Origin of the sequence: Clostridium sp. UBA2485 (genome assembly GCF_002341865.1) — a bacterium.
GTDB lineage: Bacteria > Bacillota > Clostridia > Clostridiales > Clostridiaceae > Clostridium_J.
Genome location: NZ_DDOV01000013.1, coordinates 48080 through 68451 on the forward strand (window position 1 = coordinate 48080; position 20372 = coordinate 68451).

The window sequence follows — 20372 nt, forward strand, 5'->3', positions numbered from 1 at the left end:
TTAATTTGACTTTACTAATAGGTATAAGAAGTAAGGTGTAGTTAATACAGTAATAATAATTCCTGTAGGGACATCCGTTCCAAGACTTATAGTTCTAGTAATAGTATCTGATAATAGAATAATTATTGAGCCTACTAAAGATGCAGTTGGAATCAATAGTTTATGATTTGAGCCTACAAACTTCCTTGCCATATGTGGAGAAATCATTCCAACAAAAAAGAAGTTTCCACCTAAGGCCACGCTGCCTGACGATAGAGCAACAGCTGCTATAGCTAAACCTATAAATTCTCTCTTTACTGCTACTCCTAATCCTGTTGCAGTTTGATTACCAAGGTTTAAAGTATTCAAAGTACGAGATTTATAAAGTACATATAAAAATATAATCAATATCCAAGGTGCAAGAATAGAAATATACGTCCAATTATCTCCCCAAAGACTTCCTGCACTCCATCTTTGAATAAAATCCATCTGTTTTTCATCTAGCTTTAAAGTAAGCATCATGGTAACAGCACTATATCCACTTCCAACAGCCACACCTGTCAAAATTAATCCTGTAGGTGATATGTTTTTTCCTTTTTTATATGAAAGTAAAAATATCAACACAGCTGCTGTCATTCCACCTATAAAAGCTAAAAGTGGGAGAGCAATAGCTGAGGATACACTATCTACTTTAAAAATAACTACAAACAATAATACAAATAACCCTGAACCAGAACTTATTCCCAAAGTTCCAGGACTAGCCATATCATTGCGAAGTAAACTTTGCATTACACATCCAGCTGTTCCCATACCAATACCTACAAGAATAGTTAATACAATACGGGGAAGACGAAAATCATATACTATAAGATTTTGTTTAGCTGTACCTTTTCCAATAAGAACATTAAAAACTTCTGAAGGAGAGAGATTCATTTTACCTGAGTTCACACTTATTACTGCCACAACTAACAGCACAATGGTAAGTACCAAAATAATAGTTAAGCCACGTGAAACTAAATAGCCCTTTTTCTTCATTCGAATTCCCTCCTTTGCTTCCTTGTAAGATAAAGAAAATACGGAACCCCTATTACAGCAAAAATAATTCCAATGGGAGTTTCATAAGGCTTATTAATAAGCCTTCCAACTAAATCTGCTGCCACAGTAATCAAAGCTCCATATAATCCTGAAGCTGGAATTATGTATCTATAATCTACGCCTATAAGGTAGCGGACAATATGAGGTACTATTAATCCTATAAAACCAACAGGTCCAACAACAATTACAGAAAGCCCTGTAAGTATTAAAACAACTACAGTAGAAATAGCTTTAACCTTCTTAGTATTAAGTCCAAGACCTATAGCTGCATCATCTCCAAGATTTAAAAGAGTAATTGAAGGTGATATAATAAGAGCTGTAATTATGCCGACAATAAAGAATGGGAAAACTATAGCAAGTTCACTCCATTTAGCACCTGCTGTTCCTCCAGCAGTCCAATAAGCTAAAGCATGCCCAAGTCTATATTTAATAGAAAGATATTGGCTAAAAGCACCAAATAGCATTGATATAGAAATACCCGCTAAAACAAGTCTCTGTGGTTTCATGCCTCCTCTACCAATAGACGCAATAAAATAAGTCATACCTGTAGTAACAGCTGCACCAATACATGCAAAAAGCATCATCTGTCCATAACTTCCACCAGGTAAAAATGCCATACAAAAAGCTATAGCAAAAGAAGCACCACTACTTATACCCATAAGTCCAGAATCAGCAAGAGGATTTCTTGTGGTTCCCTGCATTATAGCACCACATATGGAAAGGCTTGACCCAACAATTATATTAGCTGCTATACGAGGAAGGCGGAGAGTTTGAATAATCTGGTGTTCAGTTAAAGAAGAGTCAAAATTAAAAATGGCTCCCCAAGCCGTAGACAAATTCATATCAGCAGCACCAAAAGAAATTGATGCCGCTGACATAATCACCAGCAAAACCACCCCTGCAATCATATAGATTGTAAAATTCAAAGCCCCTAATTGTCGCTTTTTATTATAGGTATCTTGCATATTTATTTTCCTTTCTTAATTAGAATTATTTAGCTAATGAATTTATTGCATTAACCATATAGTCAAGTTGTTCAGTAAGACTTGTAACATCAGAATAAAAGAAAAGTCCTGCATAATGTCCTGGAATTTCTACAACTCTGCCTTCTGCAACAGCAGGAATGCTTTTCCAAATTTCTGTCTTTGCATAATCAGACTCTTTACCTTCTTGCTTAAACCATAATATATAGTCACCAAAATACTCATGTGCTACTTCATAACTTATAGATCCGCGTCCTTCTCCTGATTTTTCTATAAGTTCTTTAAGCTTGTCTGGATATTTAAGTCCCAGATATTCATATACTAAAGTGCCACCTCTAGAGCCTGTCTCATAATATAGTCCACTCCACTCACCAGTAGCTCCCCAGTCTTCCAGTATACTGAAAGTTTTACCTTTAAATGTATCAGCTTTAAAAGTTTTCTTCGCATCTGCAAGTTTTTCTTCAAAATTAGAAACTGCCTTCTCCGCTTCAGCCTTACGTCCTGTAGCTTCTCCTATAGTTTTTATACGTTCAAGAGAATTCATATCTCCCTCTGGAATAACAAGAACTGGAGCTATTTTGCTGAATTTATCAAAGTCTGCCTCATCATATGTAATAATAAGATCTGGTTCTAAATTCATGACATCTTCCGGCTCCCACTTTTCAATTTTTGTAGAAGCTTTAAGAGTATCATAAAAAGGCATACTTTCTTGTTCCCAAGCATTATATCCAACTAAATTTAATCCTAAAGTAATAACATCTCCAACATACCAATTAGCAATAACACGCTTAGGATTAGCAGGAACTTCAATATCTCCTTTTACAGTAGATATGGTACGAACAGTTGCTTCTTCTTCCTCTGCATTTTTAGATGAAGAGCAGCCAGCAAAAATCATAGTAGTCATAAGTATTGCACAAAATAATGACAAAATTTTTTTCATTTTATCCCTCTCCCTTATAAATATCTTATATTGATCAAATAGCACTAACGCCTGGGTTATATACGAATGTAAGACTAGTCTAACTTTTAAAAGCGTAGCATTTACAAATTCTCCTGTCAACATCTCAGAAATCCCCTTTTTAGAAGTCATTTTCTCTTAAAATAAGAGTAACTTATTGTTTTATAACAGTTAAATGAAAACACTTCTCATTATTTTGGATTGTAATTTAAATAAAATGGATTATATTCTTATTGAAAGTCTTTCTCAAATGATGCTATAATATTGTTACTTCAAATCAAAGAAAAGAGAGGGATAAAAATTTTATGGATGAATATAATGACTCTTCTTGGAGTGCTTTAGCAGATAAATATGATTTTGTTAAAAGGACCTATGGTAATGGACAGATTTATGATTTTCCTCCTCATTGGTCAAATGGATGGATTGCAGAAATAAATGCTGCTAAAGGATTATTTGTTTCAAGTGCTTGGTTTACCCCAAGCGAACAGGTAGTACATACAATAAATTCAAATAAACCTTTTATAATTATCTTTTGTATTGACTGTGGAGAAATAATTTATTCACATCAAGGAAAAAAGAGACAAGCTCTTCCTCCAATCACTAATTTAATTGTTAACCCTCAAAAACAATTTACTTTTACTTTCTCTAAAGACGTACACTATTGTTTTACTAGTGTTTTAATTTTTGATGACTTTATAAAGCCTTTTCTCAAAGATCGTACCCATGCACCTAAAATCAGTGTTCAGGATGCAAAGCATTGGAAAACTCAACACTATAATACGCCTGATATAATGCTTATTTTAGAGCAAATTAGATGGGCTGTAAGAAATACAGACATGCCTTTACTTGCTTTTGAGGGGATGACTTTGCATCTTTTATCTGCAATCACTAGAAACTTTCCTGATATCCCTAAAAGAAGAAGCAGCCGCCGCCACTATGTTACTTGGGAAAATGAGCAGAAAATTTATCAAGTTAAAAATAAGATTGATGAAAATATTTTAAATCTTCCAACTACAATTGAACTATGCAGAATAGCTGGAATGAGCGAAAGTAAACTTCGGGATTCCTTTAAAAACCATTATGGAATTCCCCTTTATAAATATATTCGAATAGAAACCATGAAAAGAGCTATGCAGCTCCTATCTGCCGACCATCTAAGTATTCGTAACATATCTGAACTATGCGGCTATAAAAATCCAGCCAAATTTGCTGCTGCCTTTAAAGCTGTCCATAGAATCACTCCTAGTGATTTTAGGAAATCTTTTAACTTATAAAAAAATTAAGATACTTATATGCCATAAGTATCTTAATTTTTTACTAACTTTCTAGTAATTTATCCATAATATAATCTAACTGTACACTGGATGAGTAAATATCAATATCAAAAAATAGTGTAAAATCAACAGGTATAACATGTCCTTCCTTAACAGCCGGAATTGATTTCCAAACTGAATTATTCTCTAGTTTTCCAACTTCTCCACTAAATATTATATAGTCTCCAGCATAATCCTTAATTGATTCAAGAGAAATCTCTCTATGTTGATCTTTTCCTATAATTTCATTCTGTATAACATCTAGTGCTTTAAATCCTAATTGGCTGTAAATTAAATCGCCTCCACGTCCCCATTTATCACCATATACCCAAATGCCTCCATTTTGACTGCCTTCAAAAATACTGAATTTCTTATCCATAATTCCTTTGGAAGCTAATTGTTCCTTTGCATTACTTATCTTTTCTTTAAAATCAGATAGAACCTTTGAGGCCTCTTCCTTTTTATTAAGAACTTCTCCTAAAAAGGTTATTCTCTCCTCCATGCTAAGGTTGGTGAAAGGAATATAAACTGTAGGGGCTATTTTAGAAAACTCATCAATTTTTTCTTCGCTTATAACAAGAATCAGATCTGGATCATATTGCATTATTTCTTCTGGTTCAAACTTTTCCCATATTGGTAAGCCTTCTACTTCTTTTTCATAAGCTTTACCCTCTGCATTATAAGTAGCAACCGGTTTAACTCCTAATGCCAAAATGTCACCCATCCCATAAGTAATAACAACTCTTTTTGGATTAGCAGGAACCTCAACATCTCCTCTTACAGTACTTACAGTACGAACAGCTTCCTCTTTAGTAGTATCCTTATCCGAAGAACAACCAGCTAAAATTAAAGTGGTCATAAATATTGTACAAAATAATGACAATAATTTTTTCATTTTATATCTCTCCCTTATAAACATCTTATTTTTAACCTAAATAACGCCTGAGCCCCCACTATACGAAAATGTAAGACTAATCTAACTTTTAAAAGCGTAGCATTTACAAATTCTCCTGTCAACATCTCAGAAACCCCTTTTCAGAAGTCATTTTCTCTTAAAATAAGAGTAATTTATTGTTTTATAATAGTTAAATGAAAATACTTCTCATCATTATGGATTATAATTTAAATAAAATGGATTATATTTAAATTAAAAAACACACCTATAGACATACCAATTCCAAAGTGTACTTTTTCAATAGCTACCTTTAGGACTTATTGTTCGTATACAATTTTTATGGTACGACTCATTATTCTTAGCTCTAAAAAATAAATAACCCTGGACAATGCATTCCTGTATTGTCCAGGGCTTCATGGCGAAGACGAGGAGCCACCTTCTTCCATTATTTCTAATGGTGCTGACTATATTTTGAACCTAATTCTAATATAAATCTCTTAGATTATTACCAAATATTAAAGTTCATAAAGCGAAAGCAAAACTAAAGTTATTTTCCATATAGATATTAGAAGCAGGATAATTATACTTAAAATAGTTAATCAAAGATATGAAGTATAGAAGCTGATGTTGATAACATTAAAAAAGAGAGGCATAAGTCTCTCTTTTTACATATCTCGTAGCATTTCTTCATTTTGCTCAACGGATGCTCTTGATACTCTTTTTTCTATAGCTTTCTTATTTTTATCGCTGTAATACTTTTTCTTATTATATCTCCTATTTCTAAACACCCTTTCTACTATTAATGATTTTCCATCTAACTTTTTCTTTAAAATAAGTCCATACATTGAAGTTAATTTTTCTCCTCCCTTTGAAACTGTATGGGCAATTATTTTTCTTATTTCTTGTTTAGATTTTAAGAGATCTGAAAAACCAAAATTAACAAGCTTCTTCCCTACTTTAAATTTTCTGTATTTTGGATCTACAATTATGGAATCCCAATAGATATATTCCCAAATTCCGTCCTTTGAAATTATATTTGATGGATTTATTATATCTTTATCAATTCCACCAGCTTTTATTTTTTCATATGCTTCAAGTGTTATAGGAATTACTGAAAAATATCCAACTATATTATTTCTTGAATTCCTAACAACATATATTATATCGCTATTCTTTTGGAGCCTTTTTTTATAATCCTCTACAGAAATAAGATATTTATCGCTATAAGTTATAGAATCTAATAGCTGAATTTCTTCTATATCTTTTTCTGTTTTTACTCCCTTTTCATAATAAAGTTTCATACTTCCTCCACTAATTAAAAATTGAACTAGTTTACTATTTGCTTTTATAAATAATTTTATACAAACTAAAGATTTTATGTTTTACGGTTTTAATATATCATCTTAATTTTTACTGTATAAAAAAATATTGACATTAGAATAGTTCTAACCTTTAAGATTATTATATATTCAAATTTTTTTCAATTATTTTAGAGAATTCTAATTATTATTTCTAATAAAAATAGGATTTTCGATAACCTGGGCCCTACTAATTAAAAATAAATAATAAATTTGGAGGAATAACAATGGATTTTTATAATAAGCCAATAGAGGAAGTATTGGAGAAAACTTGAACTTCTTTTAATGGCCTAACAGATGAAGAAAGAAAAAAAAGATTATTAAAGGATGGTTATAATGAATTAAGTAAAGAAAAAAAACAAAGTGATTTTCTATTATTTTTGTCGTATTTTAATGACTTAATTGTCTATGTTTTAATTTTTGCAGGTATACTAAAAGGATTTACTAAATCATATATTGAAATGACTATCATACTTTTAGTTGTAATTATGAATGCTGCTATAGGATTTTGGCAAGAAAAGAAATCTCAAAAATCATTAGATGAATTATCATCTCTTCTTAGTACAGAAGCAATAATAAACTCATCAGGCAATAAAACCAAAATTGATGCTAACACATTAGTTGTTGGGGATATAGTATTTATAAAGGCTGGGGATATAGTTCCAGCTGACCTAAGACTTATTGAAACTCATGATTTAATCATAGAAGAATCTATACTAACTGGTGAATCATTGCCTGTTGAAAAATCCGAAGCTACACTGGATATAAATTGCTTAATTGGTGATCAAATAAACATGGCTTTTTCAGGTACAATGGTCCAAAGAGGAACTGCGACTGGAATTGTTGTTAGAACAGGTATAAATACTGAAATAGGTAAAATAAATGAAGAGCTAAATAATATATCTGAACAAGAAACACCGTTAATAAAAAAAATGAATATGCTTAACAAACAAATCGTACATGTAATTATTTTAGGTGTTATACTTTTGATTTTCTTTGGGATTTTTTATAATGAAATGCATTATTCTGCACTTGTATCTGCTATTATTGCATTAATTGTTTCTACTATTCCTGAAGGACTTCCGGCTATTTTATCTATAATTTTGTCATTAGGTGTTAATCGTATGGCAAAAGAAAATGCTGTAATCAAAGAACTTGCAGCTGTTGAAACCTTAGGTTCAATGACGGTTATTTGCTCTGATAAAACTGGAACTCTAACTAAAAATGAAATGAAAGCTGTTTCAGTAATAACAAGAAATAATTCTTTAGATATTAGCAATAATAAACTTTTTTCACCTTCAATAGAAGAGGAAAAATTAGTTAAAATAATTAAAAATTGCCATGAAACTATCTTAGAAAAAGGACAAGATATTTCAACGGCAATAGGTAACCCTACAGAGGCGGCGCTTTTAAGGTTTGCTGAACAGTATCCCTCTTCTAATTATATACTTCTAAACAAACTACCGTTTAACTCTAAAATAAAGTATATGGCTACCTTGCATAATATTGATAATAAAAATGAATTATTCATTAAAGGTGCTCCGGATATATTAATTGATTTTGCTGAATACGAACTTTATAATAATAAGATTTCTACTATATCAAAAAATTGGTGGAACGAAAAAGCATTATCTTTAGCAAAGGAAGGAAAAAGAGTTATTGCTATAGGTTACAAATGTCATGAAGACATTGACTTAGATTCTCCTTTCGATAATATGAACTCTGGAATTATACTCGTAGGACTAGTTGGTATAATTGATCCCCCTAAGGAAGAGGTCATTGATGCTATTACGGATTGTAAAGATGCTGGAATAACTGTAAAGATGATTACAGGAGACCATAAAGAAACAGCATGTGCAATTGGTAAATCTATTGGATTAACTAAAACTGAAAATGCTTTAGAAGGCAAAGAAATCGACTTAATGAACGATGATCAATTAAAGAAAGCAGTTATGAAAACTGATATTTTTGCTAGAACCACGCCAAACCACAAGCTTAGAATCGTACAAGCTCTACAGGATAATGATGAAATAGTTGGTATGACTGGTGATGGAGTAAATGATGCCCCTGCTCTAAAATCCGCCGATATTGGAGTTGCTATGGGTATTCGTGGTAGTCAAGTAAGCCAAGAAGCTGCAGATATGGTTTTAACAGATGATAACTTTGCTACAATTTCAAAAGCCATAAAAGAAGGACGAAGAGTATATGATAATTTAAAGAAGACTATATATTTCTATCTCCCTACCGCATTAGCTCAAGGTTGGATAGTTATATTGGCACTTTTAGCTGGTGTAGACTTACCATTGACTGCCGTTCAAATACTATGGTTAAATATGGTTTCATCGATAACACTCTCATACGCTCTTGGTTTTGAATCCCCTGAAAAAGGAATTATGAAAAAACCGCCAAGAGATGTCAAGGAAAACATATTAGGTCCTTACGCAATTTTTAGAATAATTTATGTTTCTATTTTAATAATGGCAGTTTCATATTTAGCTAAAAACACCTCTGCATATTTAGGTGGTAGCTCATCAATTCAAGAAACTGTTTTATTACAAACATTAGTTATTTCGCAAGCAGTATATATGATTAATTGTAGAGAAGTATACAATTTCCCTATAAATCTTTTCCTTTTGAAAAATAAAGCAATTTGGATTTCATTAGGAGTACTAGCTTTATTGCAAGGATTACTAATTTATAATCCTTTACTAAATAAATTAATTGAGACAGCACCCTTAAACTTAGTGGATTTATCAATAACATTTATTGCTTCATTGATTATCTTTATATTTGTAGAAATTGAAAAATTAATTACTAAAACAATTTTAAATTCTAAAATAAGAAATGATTATAACTAAACGCTTTAATTATTTCAATTTTCGTTTATAGTATTCTTTATATGTAAATTGATTAATACTATATAATGATTAATAACTTACTGAAAGGAGATTATCATGAAGCTAAAAATTAATGATGTAGCCAAATTATATGATGTTAGTTCACATACAATAAGACATTATGAAAAAATAGGGTTAATCTTTCCTGAGCGCTCTGAAAATGGATATAGAGTATATTCTTATGAGCAATTAAATCAGTTAAATGTTATTAGAGATCTACGAAAATTTGATATACCTCTTGAAAAAATAAAGGATTATCTTTATAAAAAAGACTTTAATAAAACTAATAATTTACTTAATCGTAAACTTAAATCTATTAATAAAGAAATTGAAAGACTCATACATCATGAACAACTAATAAATATAAGATTAGAACAATTGAAATATGTTGAAAATTTAAGAGAAGGAATTATCTCTATAAACTACCATGATAAAAGAAATATTATTTGTGATACTACTAATACAAATGTTAATGATGTTGACCTAGCCTTAAAGGAACTTCAAAAGCAATTTGAAAATCATCTTCCATATTTAAACCAAAATCCTTTTGGTAGCTTTTTATATCTTTCAGATGGTAAAGAAAAAGTATTTAAACATAGGGTTTTTTATGTTCAAAATGAATTTGACAATAAAACCTCTCAAACCATCGAGCTTCCAGCTGGAAACTACCTTAGTGTTGTATATTTTGGTGATTATGATAAAAGTAGTATATATCTAAACAAAATAAAAAAATATATTTGTCAAAATAATATTACTGCTGAAGGTAACTTTTTTGAATTATACCTAATAGATTTCCATGAAACAAATTTATCTTCTGAGTATGTAACTGAAATACAGATAAAAATTGAAACTAATCTTACCCCACAGGATAGCTGAAAAAAATGATAGTACTCTAACTAATTAAAAAAACTATCTTTTTTATATCACAATATAAACAGTAAAAAACCCACAAAAATCTAAAATTTAGATTTTCGTGGGTTTCATGGTGGAGGCAAAGGAACATCCTTCTCCATTATTTCTAATGGCGCTGACTATATTTTGAACTTAATTCTAATATAAGTCTCCTAAATTATTACCAAATATTAAACTTCATAAAGTCAAGGTAAAACTAAATTTATTTTTTATATAGACATTAAGAACAGAATAGTTATACTTCTTAAGGTATATGAAAGAAAATAACTAGTCAAAGATGTGAAGTATATTTTATATCAGACAAGGAGACAGGTTTCCATGATAGTTGGTCTATCATGGAGTTCTGTCGACGCATTATGATATAAAATAGACAAGCATACTAACTAGTTATTTTTTGAATATATCTCGAGTCAAGATTGGAGCAATTTTCGTAGAATTGCCAAGGACGGCAAATCAGCCAGCATAACCAAGGATGGTTATTTGTTGGCGTTAGAAAATTGCTTTAAGATTGGCTTTTAGAAGTATCTATTTCTGTGACAGTCGTAATGGAAAATAATTTAGTGGAGCCGTAGCTTACGGATTGGCTGTGAATTTAAATATTGCATATACTTTTATACTTAAAGTAAAAAAATCCACAATCTTAAAGANNTTTAACATATATAAAAAACTTTCAAAATCTATACTTTCAGGCATTGCATAATCCCAATCTTGTCCAAAGAATATATCCATTAATAAGTAATCTTTAATCATTTTAATATTTCTTTCTAAAATTAGATTAAAAACAATCATCAACTTTATCTCCATGTATTCGACTATTATATCAATATCATTTTTATCGAGTTTCTCTATATCTATTTCATTATTCTTAATTCCATCGATAAATGAATACTCTATTGTTACATTTGCTAACTTAAACTCAATATCTTCAGTTGTACAGTATTTCTCTATACTATTCATCTTATCATCATCTAATATCAAAGTAAAAATATATGCTAATCTATTTACTAGAAATTTATTTAACTTCATCATAGCATTATCTGATAATTTCCCATCTGCATGCATATTCTCAACTGGTCCGTTTCGAAAAACATAATGTGTTGTTACTACTGAAAGTTTATGAATAATATCTGGGTCATCTAAAGGATTATTCATATTTAAATAATTACTTAAAAATTTTTCATCCATGTTTATTTTGTACCTTCCTTAAATATACATTAATGATTTTCCCATTACTACATTTCCGCCTACTCTTCTAGATATAGGCTTAAACCCTCTATTTATATAGTATTCTATAGCTTTATCTTCATTCTGAACCACTTTATTCTCATAAATTCTTGCTGGAATTAAGCCTACATAATTAATATCAATATAATTAAAATAATCTAATATTTTCTCTAGTAATAGACTACAGTATCCTTGTCCCCTATATTCTTTGTCTATTTCAATATGATCTATAACTGAAATTAATCCACTTATTTCTTCATTTTCTTTAGCTTTACTTAATACATCTATTACTTCTAATACATCTCCTGATATTGAATCTGCATTGTAAAGTAAATCATTCCAAGAGTTCATTCTATATTCATTAAATACATATATCTTAGCATATCCAACTGATTTTTCATCTTCATTATCTAAATTCTTCATTATTAATGTTGCATCAATATCAAGACAATCTGATTCTTCATCTTTAGTAGTAATAAATACCACCTCAAAATAATTTTCATCTTCCATAAAAAAACCCCCCTTTATTTTTAATTTTTATTATGAAATGACTTATTGTAAAATGAAATTGAACTAAATAATCAATAGTATATTATTTAGTGTTATGATTTAATTCCTTAAAAAATCTAATCTAAAGAATAGACCCTATGTGCTATAGAGATAATAGTTTATTATACTTAATAATTTTCCTCATTCATCATTTTAAATAGAAACAGTTAGATATCATGTATGTTCTACATAAAATCACTAAAAAATTAAGTCATAATATAAAATAGTTCTATGTGTTATTACAATTTGTCTATATTAAATTTAATTTATTATTTTATGTTCACAATGCTTCTGTGAAATCTAAAACTTTTATATTTCTTTTTTGCCTTTATATTTCTTTTTTACCAATGTATTCTACAATGAAGCATAAACTCCTCTTTATACGTCTAATACTTTCATACTTTGTATATATAACATTATTCTACTAATTATTGAATTGGCTTAAATGTATAAAATTCATATTTATAGCAAACTAATATAACAAATAAGTAATAAAAGGTAAAATATATGAATGATACGGAAAAAGCCTATATAGCAGGAATAATAGATGGTGAAGGTAGCATTATGCTAACAAAGTTTCATAATAATCAATATCCAGCTCCTTGTGTTAGTATAAGCTCTACGACCATAGAATTACTGCAATGGATAAAGGAAAAAACAAAGGTAGGAACTATAAAGTCGAAGAAAAATTATAATAAGATTAATCATAAAGATTCTTATACTTATACTGTAAAATATGACGATGCCATAGAACTATTAAAGCAAATTCAACCTTATTTAATAATAGAAACAAAGAAAAAACGAGCAGAATTGATATTGACTAAATATAAAAAAGTGACTCCTAGAAATGGTAGATACAATGAAGAAATGAAGGTTAATAAAGAAAGATTCTATGNNTGAAGAATTTATCAGTATAAAATAAAAAAGTTCACCATATTTCTATGGTGAATTTTTTATTCTATAATAGAGACAAAACGCAATAGGAGAAATTCACTAATTATATTTAAATCTATAAATTTATTTTTAATTGTAATTCATCTTTAAAGTCATTATGCATTTTCTCTAAAACATCTAATCTATCTTTAAATACCCTAGGAAATTTATTCTTAAATTCTTGAATATCGTCACACATTTCCATAAACATAATTATTCTATCAATATAACTATCAACCTCATCTATTCCAGTCTCTGTTAGACGTTCATAATATTTATCAGCCCTATAAGCTTTTTTTGAATTTTTACTAACCTTTATTGGAGTTTCTATCTTTAATTTATCTAAAACACCTGGTGGCAACATTCCATATACATATGTATTAGTAAATGTTCCTACATAGGATGGTCTTGCACTCGATGTAGGGTCATAATTCCAATTATGAAGTCTAAATATCTCCTTATAATATTTTTTAGGAAATATTCCTCCCCATTTTGTCAAATCTTCAGATACATATCCATCTAATAGTCTTTGTAGCGCATTTACTTCTCTCTCATACTGATAACCTGTAGCTTCATCAATTAATCCTGTAATGCCTATTTTAGCTAATGCCCTAATAAGTATTTTGGCTCTTTCTAAATTAGATAATTGTTTGGCAACAATCTCACCTTCTGCTTCTGCATCTAAATATACTTCACAAATTAAAGGTATTATTTCAGCATTGTATCCTGTGACAATTCTTCCTTTCATAGATACATATTCAATAACCTTAGATTTCTCTAACAACTCATCACTAGCATGTTTTGCTAAATTTTTGCCTCCTATTATTGAAGGATATCCCTCTACTCTTACTAATCCTTTTCTTGGTCTTTCAAATGCCTGAAATAAAGCAGTTTGAGTTATCATTCTTCTCTTGTCATCAAGTACAGCACATTCTACTTCTGCCCCTGCAAGACTTAAGATTCCTTCATTTATAGCTTGTGGGATTTTCTTAGCTGAATACTCTTCTTTTATAAAATTTAGATTATCTATCACAAAATTTTTATACATTTTACTAATAATTAAACCATTATTGCTAGAAATTGCATAGTCCACCGTCTTATCTTTATAATAAATAATTCCCTTTTCCTTGGAATCATTTAATTTGTGAGGATTTTCTAAAAAAGATATCCCTTTTGTTTTGTAAAATAAATCTTCCATACTTCCCTCCTGTTTGGTCTTTAACAAAGCTGGTCCATATGACCACCTTTGATATTGACCATATTACTATAAGAAGACTTAATTTTCAACTCATTAATTAAATTAACTAAAATAAGCTCAAATAATATACTACTTCACTAAAAATAATTTTAACGAAAGAAAAAACTAAATTATACTAACCTATGTAACACAACCAATGATCTTATACATTAATTATGAATAGATACTTTGTACACTTATCTTTTATTCTGGCATTAGCTATCTCCATAATTTGGCCAAATCTATAGTCTGACTATCTGGCTGCTTATCTTTATCAAGTAAATCAATCTGTACAACTACAGGAAAATTTAAAGCTGTCCCTGTGATTATGCATGCACCTTGTGGAAGTATTGGTATCGTTTCATAAGATGAGTGGTCAAGAAATGCAATAGTTTTACTTATTGCCTTAATATCTTCGTTATTAACTAATCTATGTAAGAAATAATTGTGCAACTGAGATATAAGCGTAGGGGAAATATCTGATGGTCTCTGGCTAGTTATTGTAAGAAATACACCAAATTTACGACCTTCCTTAATAATTTCTTCAAATACCTCAAGTCTATAATCCTTCCATACATTGCTCTCTCTTTCAGAAACTTGCGAGAGTATATTATGTGCCTCATCAATGATTATATGTAAAGTGTTTGCTCCTTTTTCAGATTTTTTTTGTTTATCATAATTTTGCTTACATACAATCATTGGCAATATTTTTCTCATAGTTATATTAACATCGACTAGGGAGATAACTTCAATATTGCTTTGTTGAGTTGACGTCTCGGCAATAGTGAATACCTTTTGTATATCATTAAACCTCGATTGAACTCTCTTTACAAGTGGAGCAATATGCTCATCGACACTATACCCATAAATAATCTCAAATAAATACTGATACTTTATCATATAACTAAATATATCGAAGTAGTTTAGTGAATTAATCATTTTGAAATTATTTGCTGTAATTTTATTAAGAATATTTTTAATTGGTTTATACTCTAAAAATTCATTATGATCATTAAAAAATGTACTTTCTTTAGGAACATATAATTTTTCTTGTTTCTTATGATAACCAATTTTATTAAAAGCACTTTCAACATCCTTATCGTTAATGTTGAAACCTGAACAAATTAAATCAACAAAATAACCTTTATACTGACTATACTTATCCCCTATTTCATATAATTTTTTAACTAAATCTAAAATTGACAACGATATTTCATTCTTTAAATTTGTAATATTATCAGTTGAAGAAATTTCCTTGCACTTTTTTATAACTCGTCTTATAAATGGTTTTTGAGTTTTATCAGTAGCCTCTGCTATAATCGACCAAAATTCCTCATCAAAAATATATTCTTTCTCAATAGGATATTTATTATTTGACTCTTTGTTTGTTGATAAGTTATATATCATTTTATTACTTGTTATAACTCTTTTATTAGTATATTCTCCATTGAAATCTAAAATTAAAAATCTACTTTTACTAAAGAAACTAGAATTTCCAGAATACCTATCAAATAGTTCAGTATATAAACGGGCAAGTGTATTTGACTTACCACTCCCAGTATTTCCAAATATACCAATATGACTTGCAAATATTTTATTAATATCAAGCTGTAAACAATATTTTTCATAACCAAGGATATTACCAACTTTTATAGCTTTTGATGAATCCTGAAAAAATACAAATATTTTTTGTATCTCATTCTCACTTAAAATATACGCGCTGTTTGATATTAATGGCATATCCGAAATGCCATGTTTAAAATTATTTTTACGATCTAAATATCCTACAATACTTACCTCTACAATCCTTTCAAAGCCTTCTTCTTTTCGAGCATAGTCATTTTTATTGCTTGGAAGCTCTCTTATATACTCGCCTTCTATTCTACCAATGATTCTTATATATCCTTTAGATATTTTTATAAAGCTTCCAACAGAAATATTTCTAATCATATTTCCGTTATATAACAACATTGAACTATTTTTATTACTGTATATTTTTATACGTACCTTTTGTCCCCTCACTTCTATAACTTCACCAATGATAAGTATTTCATCATTCATGTTCTCACCCCATTATTATTAAAGTAAGATGCTTGAGAAAATTTCAGTAAGTTTCTCCAAATCGATTACTTGTTTTATTCTATTATTTTTAGGTGCTGCTATTATTGAACTACCTGATTTATCTGAACAAATTTCCCCTGCAGCGGTAATTGCTTCTTCATTCATTCTTAATGTCTCATCTATTTCTAAATCATCAATCCCTATAATTGTTATATTTCTGAACCCATCAAATTTTTTCTTATAATCTTCAAATGCTTCTTTTCGATATGAGAAAATAATCATTTGTAATGTAGGATTGTTTAATGATCGCTGTGTGATTTCTAAAATATGTTCGTCTGCAAAGGAAAAACCAAAAACAAGAAGAGTACTATTTTGTTTCTCTAATTCATTTGAATATACCCTTAATAATTCATAATAAGTTTTATTAAATACAGTATTATTAAATTTCTCTTTAGTTGGATTTACAATTCTAAACTGCTCTTTATATTCATTTATAAAGCCTATACCTTCTGAATTAATATTACTCATATCAAGATTATATTCTTTCACTTTTTTCTGAAGTTTTATATTCATTTCTTCAATTTTTTTTTCATTAATTTCATTAGTCTGTATTACTGAGAATTCTTTTGATAAATCATTATAAGGCTCAAATAATGATGAGTATTTGTTCTTAAAAATTATATTTGCACTTTCTATATTTTGATATCCCATCATATCATCATTACTTTTTACTTCCCAGGTGGTTGATCCGTGTAACTTAAATAGATTAAACATTGGGAAATCAGATTCTTTGTCAGAAAATAGTGTACATTTCTTAATTATTCTATTGTAATTAGCTGTACAGAAATATGGATCAATTCTACCTAGAAATCCATCGTTATATTCGATTCTATTCTTCTCAAATGATATCTCTATAAAAGGATCATAATTTGTCGTAAATATATTTACCTTCTTGCGATAAACCGTGTTTCCTCTTTTCTCTATAAGATTAAATAATTCTCTTAAAAAGTAATGTGATTTTTCAAGCTTTTCATTGTCACTTATAACATCATTTATTGGATAAATACAATCTGTGAAAAAACGCCATAATGTTATAGCTTCTAGAAATTTATAATCTTCATTATTTTTCTTTTGGAGAATTTCAAGAATTGATTCGATATTACCTAAAGTTTTTAGAATTCCTGCTGAGTAGCCTGCACCTATTAAGAAATTAATATTGGAGGACTCAAATATATTTTTCAAGTATTCTCTTATTTCATCGTTAAGCTTCTCTGATAAATTAGCAGATTTAATAAGCATTTCTTTCATTTATACTCTCACAACTCCCTACCTTAATTGCATATAGCTAATAATTTTTATTATGTTTTCAATAACATGGATGTAAATAATTGAATTTACTTCTAAATTATAACATAATAATACATAATATATCACAATATTGTACCATCATTTAGCAAAATAATTATATAAATAAAGTTACATCTTGTTGATTATTCATTATATGATTTTTGTTATGTGTTTTTATTTATCAAAAAAGTACAGTCTCTAGCATAGAAGTCAAGAAATTTATTTTATGCTTATAATCATAACCAAAGTAAATAATACGTTGCTTTTTTAAGTTAAATCTCATCACTAGAACAAGCAATAGAAACAAAGGAAAAACTATCAGAACTAATATTAAATAAGTATAAAGAAGTAACTCCCAGAAACGGTAGATGCAATTAGGAAATGAAGATTAATAAAGAAAGCTTTTATGAAGAATTTATCAGTATAAAACAAAAAAATCCACTACATTTTAATATTTACTATATGTTTTAAATAAAAGAAGCTCTAAAAGTTATACTATATGTAATTAATGTGACTTCCATGAAAATCTTAAAGATTTCAATGTTTGCAAAATTGTATGATATATAATTTCTTTGATTATATAAATATAATCCCCAAAACATACGATATTTCTCAATTTTAGTGTATTTCAAAAATTATCATATAAAATTCCGCCAAACTCACGTTAATTGATATTTCTTTTATCAAATAAAATGTTCAAGCTAATCATTCTCAACTTTCCCTTTTACATTTATTAATTTAATAATATAGACTTTGGCCATAAAAAATCCACAACATTCTGTCGTGGATTTCATAATGAAGACTAAGTGCAACTATTAGTGCTCCCGACTATTCTTTTACCTACTCTCTCACCAATAATTTTTTTCTAATCAAATATGTTCATATTATTTTTATCTATTACTAATATTCCTCAGGAGGATTATTTTCATAATATTCCTCCTGAGCTTCAAATTGCATTTTCTGTTCTAATTCAGAATCAAACATCTCGTATTTTCTAATCTTTGTTATCTGCTTTTCAGCATTAATTCTCTTGCTGAAGAACTCAGAAATAATCTCACTATTTGTTCGATTGATTAAAGTACTTATCTTACTTTTTATCTCATTAGAGTAATTCATATTCAACTTGTTAAAATAATAGTCAAATATTTCTTCAAACTCTTCAATTCTTTTAATTTCATTGAACTTTGAAAGTTTAATAATCTCTTCATAATCTTTATTTTGCTTTGCTTCTTCATACTTACTATTAATAAATTGCTTAAATTTCTCTTCACACTTTTGATTCGTTTTTTCAATAAACGATCTTGTAATCTTATCACACTCAATTTCATTTCCATAATTATCAATGCTATTCCAATCCAAACAATTGAGTTTTTCATGCCTTGTATAATTTTCAGGTGAATATAATTCTATACAAATTTTAAATAATTTATTAACTGTACTCTGATCAATCCTTTTAACTTCATTTAAGGCACTAACTAATGAAATAACATTTCTTTGTTTCATAAAATAGTCTAAATCACTATTTTTTATTTTTATATATATTTTATTTATTAACTCATCAAATTGATTCTCATTAAGCCTATATGCAGAGTATATACTTACAATATCTTTTCTTATTTCAGAGTTAGCTACAAAATATTCCCTAAATTCATCTCTTTCAATATCTTCATTTAGAAAAATTTTTTTTATAGTCTTATAGATATTAAATTTATCAAAATTCATAGAGTTCTTCTTTTTATCTTCACCAGGAAAATAATAATCATAAATAACAGCTTTACACATTTTAGCAATATCCTCTTCCAGACTGTATGGCTCTAAACAGCTTTCTAACTTTATTATTAACTCTGCATATTTCATAAAAATCCTTAGGTTGCTAATTTTATTTGCTAAAATCGTTTTGCCATTCAAACTTTTTCCAAACGATATATTACCACTTAAATAAACATCAATTATTACATCTGTATTTTTAAATTTCATATTTTTTAGAATTGAACTTAATGTATGCCTATCGAAGCTATTAATTGTAATTATATTGTCTATAACTTTTTCCTTATATCTATTAAAAATTTCAGTATCACTTTTTTCTAGCTCATCTAAATTACCAACTATAATAACATTAAATTTACTTTTTGCTCTTTCAATCAATCCTAGTAAGTCCTTCATTTCTATCGAGTCTGATTTTCTTTCAATGTCATCAAAACAAATAATTTTATGCTTATTCTCACTTAAATCACAAGGAATATCCTCTATTGAGAACGAATTAATATAATTTTCAATATTTATTCCTAAAAATTTTTCACTCACATCCTTCAATAAAGTCTTTGTTACTTTAGCAACACCATTTTCTTTATCCAAATTCTTAAATCCTGATAATGAATTAATTAGAATAGATTTTTCTATATCTTTAACTGAATTTTTTCCGAATACTGTTATATAAATGAATTCATATCTATCTTGATTTACAGAAAAATAATTTTGGATAAAGTGAGTTTTTCCGATTCCCCAAGCTCCATTAACTAATATACATTGTTTATAGTTAATTCTTGTATTTTGATTACTGAATATTCTATTTAAAACCTTTTCCGCTTGTACATTATTCATAACAATCCCCCAATAAAATAATTCAACTAT

At 28.6% G+C, this 20372-nt stretch carries 14 protein-coding genes and 1 pseudogene; 5 read left to right on the plus strand and 10 right to left on the minus strand.

Going from position 1 to position 20372, the window contains the following annotated elements; all coding sequences use genetic code 11:
* The 3 genes from B3603_RS01855 to B3603_RS01865 are packed head-to-tail and all read right to left on the minus strand — an operon-like array spanning nt 1 to nt 2997.
* Complete coding sequence (locus tag B3603_RS01855) at nt 1-1014, minus strand: FecCD family ABC transporter permease (protein WP_291560044.1); 1014 nt, start codon at nt 1012-1014, stop codon at nt 1-3.
* Nucleotides 1011-2039: a FecCD family ABC transporter permease gene (locus tag B3603_RS01860; RefSeq protein ID WP_039632917.1), complete on the minus strand. Its 1029-nt coding sequence runs from the start codon at nt 2037-2039 to the stop codon at nt 1011-1013. Before B3603_RS01860 ends, B3603_RS01855 begins: the two co-directional genes overlap by 4 nt.
* Before the next feature lie 25 nt (nt 2040-2064).
* A complete protein-coding gene (locus B3603_RS01865; RefSeq protein ID WP_291560046.1) occupies nt 2065-2997 on the minus strand; it encodes an ABC transporter substrate-binding protein in 933 nt (310 codons plus the stop codon).
* A 323-nt stretch (nt 2998-3320) separates the two neighbouring features.
* Between B3603_RS01865 and B3603_RS01870 the strand changes: the two genes are divergently transcribed.
* Entirely contained in the window at nt 3321-4289 is a 969-nt protein-coding gene (locus B3603_RS01870; protein WP_291560047.1) for a helix-turn-helix domain-containing protein, read from the plus strand.
* A 43-nt stretch (nt 4290-4332) separates the two neighbouring features.
* Here B3603_RS01870 and B3603_RS01875 read toward each other — a convergent pair whose 3' ends face one another.
* Nucleotides 4333-5223: an ABC transporter substrate-binding protein gene (locus B3603_RS01875; RefSeq protein ID WP_291560050.1), complete on the minus strand. Its 891-nt coding sequence runs from the start codon at nt 5221-5223 to the stop codon at nt 4333-4335.
* 665 nt (nt 5224-5888) lie between these two features.
* Complete coding sequence (locus B3603_RS01880) at nt 5889-6524, minus strand: GNAT family N-acetyltransferase (protein ID WP_291560053.1); 636 nt, start codon at nt 6522-6524, stop codon at nt 5889-5891.
* Between the two features lie 347 nt (nt 6525-6871).
* On the opposite strand from B3603_RS01880, the pseudogene B3603_RS01885 reads away from it, so the two are divergent.
* The 3 genes and pseudogenes from B3603_RS01885 to B3603_RS01895 all read left to right on the plus strand — a co-directional run.
* Nucleotides 6872-7003, plus strand: a pseudogene (locus B3603_RS01885) (cation-transporting P-type ATPase); the annotation flags it as partial.
* Nucleotides 7004-7042: 39 nt separating this feature from the next.
* Complete coding sequence (locus tag B3603_RS01890; RefSeq protein ID WP_291560090.1) at nt 7043-9439, plus strand: HAD-IC family P-type ATPase; 2397 nt, start codon at nt 7043-7045, stop codon at nt 9437-9439.
* A gap of 96 nt (nt 9440-9535) precedes the next feature.
* Nucleotides 9536-10354: a MerR family transcriptional regulator gene (locus B3603_RS01895; protein ID WP_291560055.1), complete on the plus strand. Its 819-nt coding sequence runs from the start codon at nt 9536-9538 to the stop codon at nt 10352-10354.
* Between the two features lie 1239 nt (nt 10355-11593).
* Here B3603_RS01895 and B3603_RS01900 read toward each other — a convergent pair.
* On the minus strand, nt 11594-12124 hold the full coding sequence (locus B3603_RS01900; protein ID WP_291560057.1) for a GNAT family N-acetyltransferase: 531 nt from the start codon (nt 12122-12124) through the stop codon (nt 11594-11596).
* Between the two features lie 546 nt (nt 12125-12670).
* Here B3603_RS01900 and B3603_RS01905 point away from each other — a divergent pair.
* The gene (locus B3603_RS01905; protein ID WP_414632358.1) at nt 12671-13063 is read left to right on the plus strand and encodes an LAGLIDADG family homing endonuclease; all 393 of its coding nucleotides are present in this window, start codon (nt 12671-12673) and stop codon (nt 13061-13063) included.
* A gap of 109 nt (nt 13064-13172) precedes the next feature.
* Here the strand turns inward: B3603_RS01905 and B3603_RS01910 are convergent, their stop codons facing one another.
* The 4 genes from B3603_RS01910 to B3603_RS01925 form a co-directional block, all read right to left on the minus strand.
* Nucleotides 13173-14294, minus strand: a complete 1122-nt coding sequence (locus B3603_RS01910; RefSeq protein WP_291560059.1) for a P63C domain-containing protein — start codon at nt 14292-14294, stop codon at nt 13173-13175.
* 258 nt (nt 14295-14552) lie between these two features.
* Nucleotides 14553-16394, minus strand: a complete 1842-nt coding sequence (locus tag B3603_RS01915; RefSeq protein ID WP_291560061.1) for an ATP-binding protein — start codon at nt 16392-16394, stop codon at nt 14553-14555.
* A gap of 18 nt (nt 16395-16412) precedes the next feature.
* Nucleotides 16413-17702, minus strand: a complete 1290-nt coding sequence (locus tag B3603_RS01920; protein WP_291560062.1) for an SIR2 family protein — start codon at nt 17700-17702, stop codon at nt 16413-16415.
* A 939-nt stretch (nt 17703-18641) separates the two neighbouring features.
* Complete coding sequence (locus B3603_RS01925) at nt 18642-20342, minus strand: P-loop NTPase fold protein (protein WP_291560065.1); 1701 nt, start codon at nt 20340-20342, stop codon at nt 18642-18644.
* Nucleotides 20343-20372 lie beyond the last annotated feature (30 nt).

What these genes read in the sequence shown, in the direction of transcription:
- B3603_RS01860 (WP_039632917.1), bottom strand. Translation starts at nt 2,039, where the DNA reads ATGCAAGATACCTATAATAAAAAGCGACAATTAGGGGCTTTGAATTTT.
- B3603_RS01855 (WP_291560044.1), bottom strand. Translation starts at nt 1,014, where the DNA reads ATGAAGAAAAAGGGCTATTTAGTTTCACGTGGCTTAACTATTATTTTG.
- B3603_RS01865 (WP_291560046.1), bottom strand. Translation starts at nt 2,997, where the DNA reads ATGAAAAAAATTTTGTCATTATTTTGTGCAATACTTATGACTACTATG.
- B3603_RS01875 (WP_291560050.1), bottom strand. Translation starts at nt 5,223, where the DNA reads ATGAAAAAATTATTGTCATTATTTTGTACAATATTTATGACCACTTTA.
- B3603_RS01880 (WP_291560053.1), bottom strand. Translation starts at nt 6,524, where the DNA reads ATGAAACTTTATTATGAAAAGGGAGTAAAAACAGAAAAAGATATAGAA.
- B3603_RS01925 (WP_291560065.1), bottom strand. Translation starts at nt 20,342, where the DNA reads ATGAATAATGTACAAGCGGAAAAGGTTTTAAATAGAATATTCAGTAAT.
- B3603_RS01920 (WP_291560062.1), bottom strand. Translation starts at nt 17,702, where the DNA reads ATGAAAGAAATGCTTATTAAATCTGCTAATTTATCAGAGAAGCTTAAC.
- B3603_RS01915 (WP_291560061.1), bottom strand. Translation starts at nt 16,394, where the DNA reads ATGAATGATGAAATACTTATCATTGGTGAAGTTATAGAAGTGAGGGGA.
- B3603_RS01870 (WP_291560047.1), top strand. Translation starts at nt 3,321, where the DNA reads ATGGATGAATATAATGACTCTTCTTGGAGTGCTTTAGCAGATAAATAT.
- B3603_RS01895 (WP_291560055.1), top strand. Translation starts at nt 9,536, where the DNA reads ATGAAGCTAAAAATTAATGATGTAGCCAAATTATATGATGTTAGTTCA.
- B3603_RS01910 (WP_291560059.1), bottom strand. Translation starts at nt 14,294, where the DNA reads ATGGAAGATTTATTTTACAAAACAAAAGGGATATCTTTTTTAGAAAAT.
- B3603_RS01890 (WP_291560090.1), top strand. Translation starts at nt 7,043, where the DNA reads ATGACTATCATACTTTTAGTTGTAATTATGAATGCTGCTATAGGATTT.
- B3603_RS01900 (WP_291560057.1), bottom strand. Translation starts at nt 12,124, where the DNA reads ATGGAAGATGAAAATTATTTTGAGGTGGTATTTATTACTACTAAAGAT.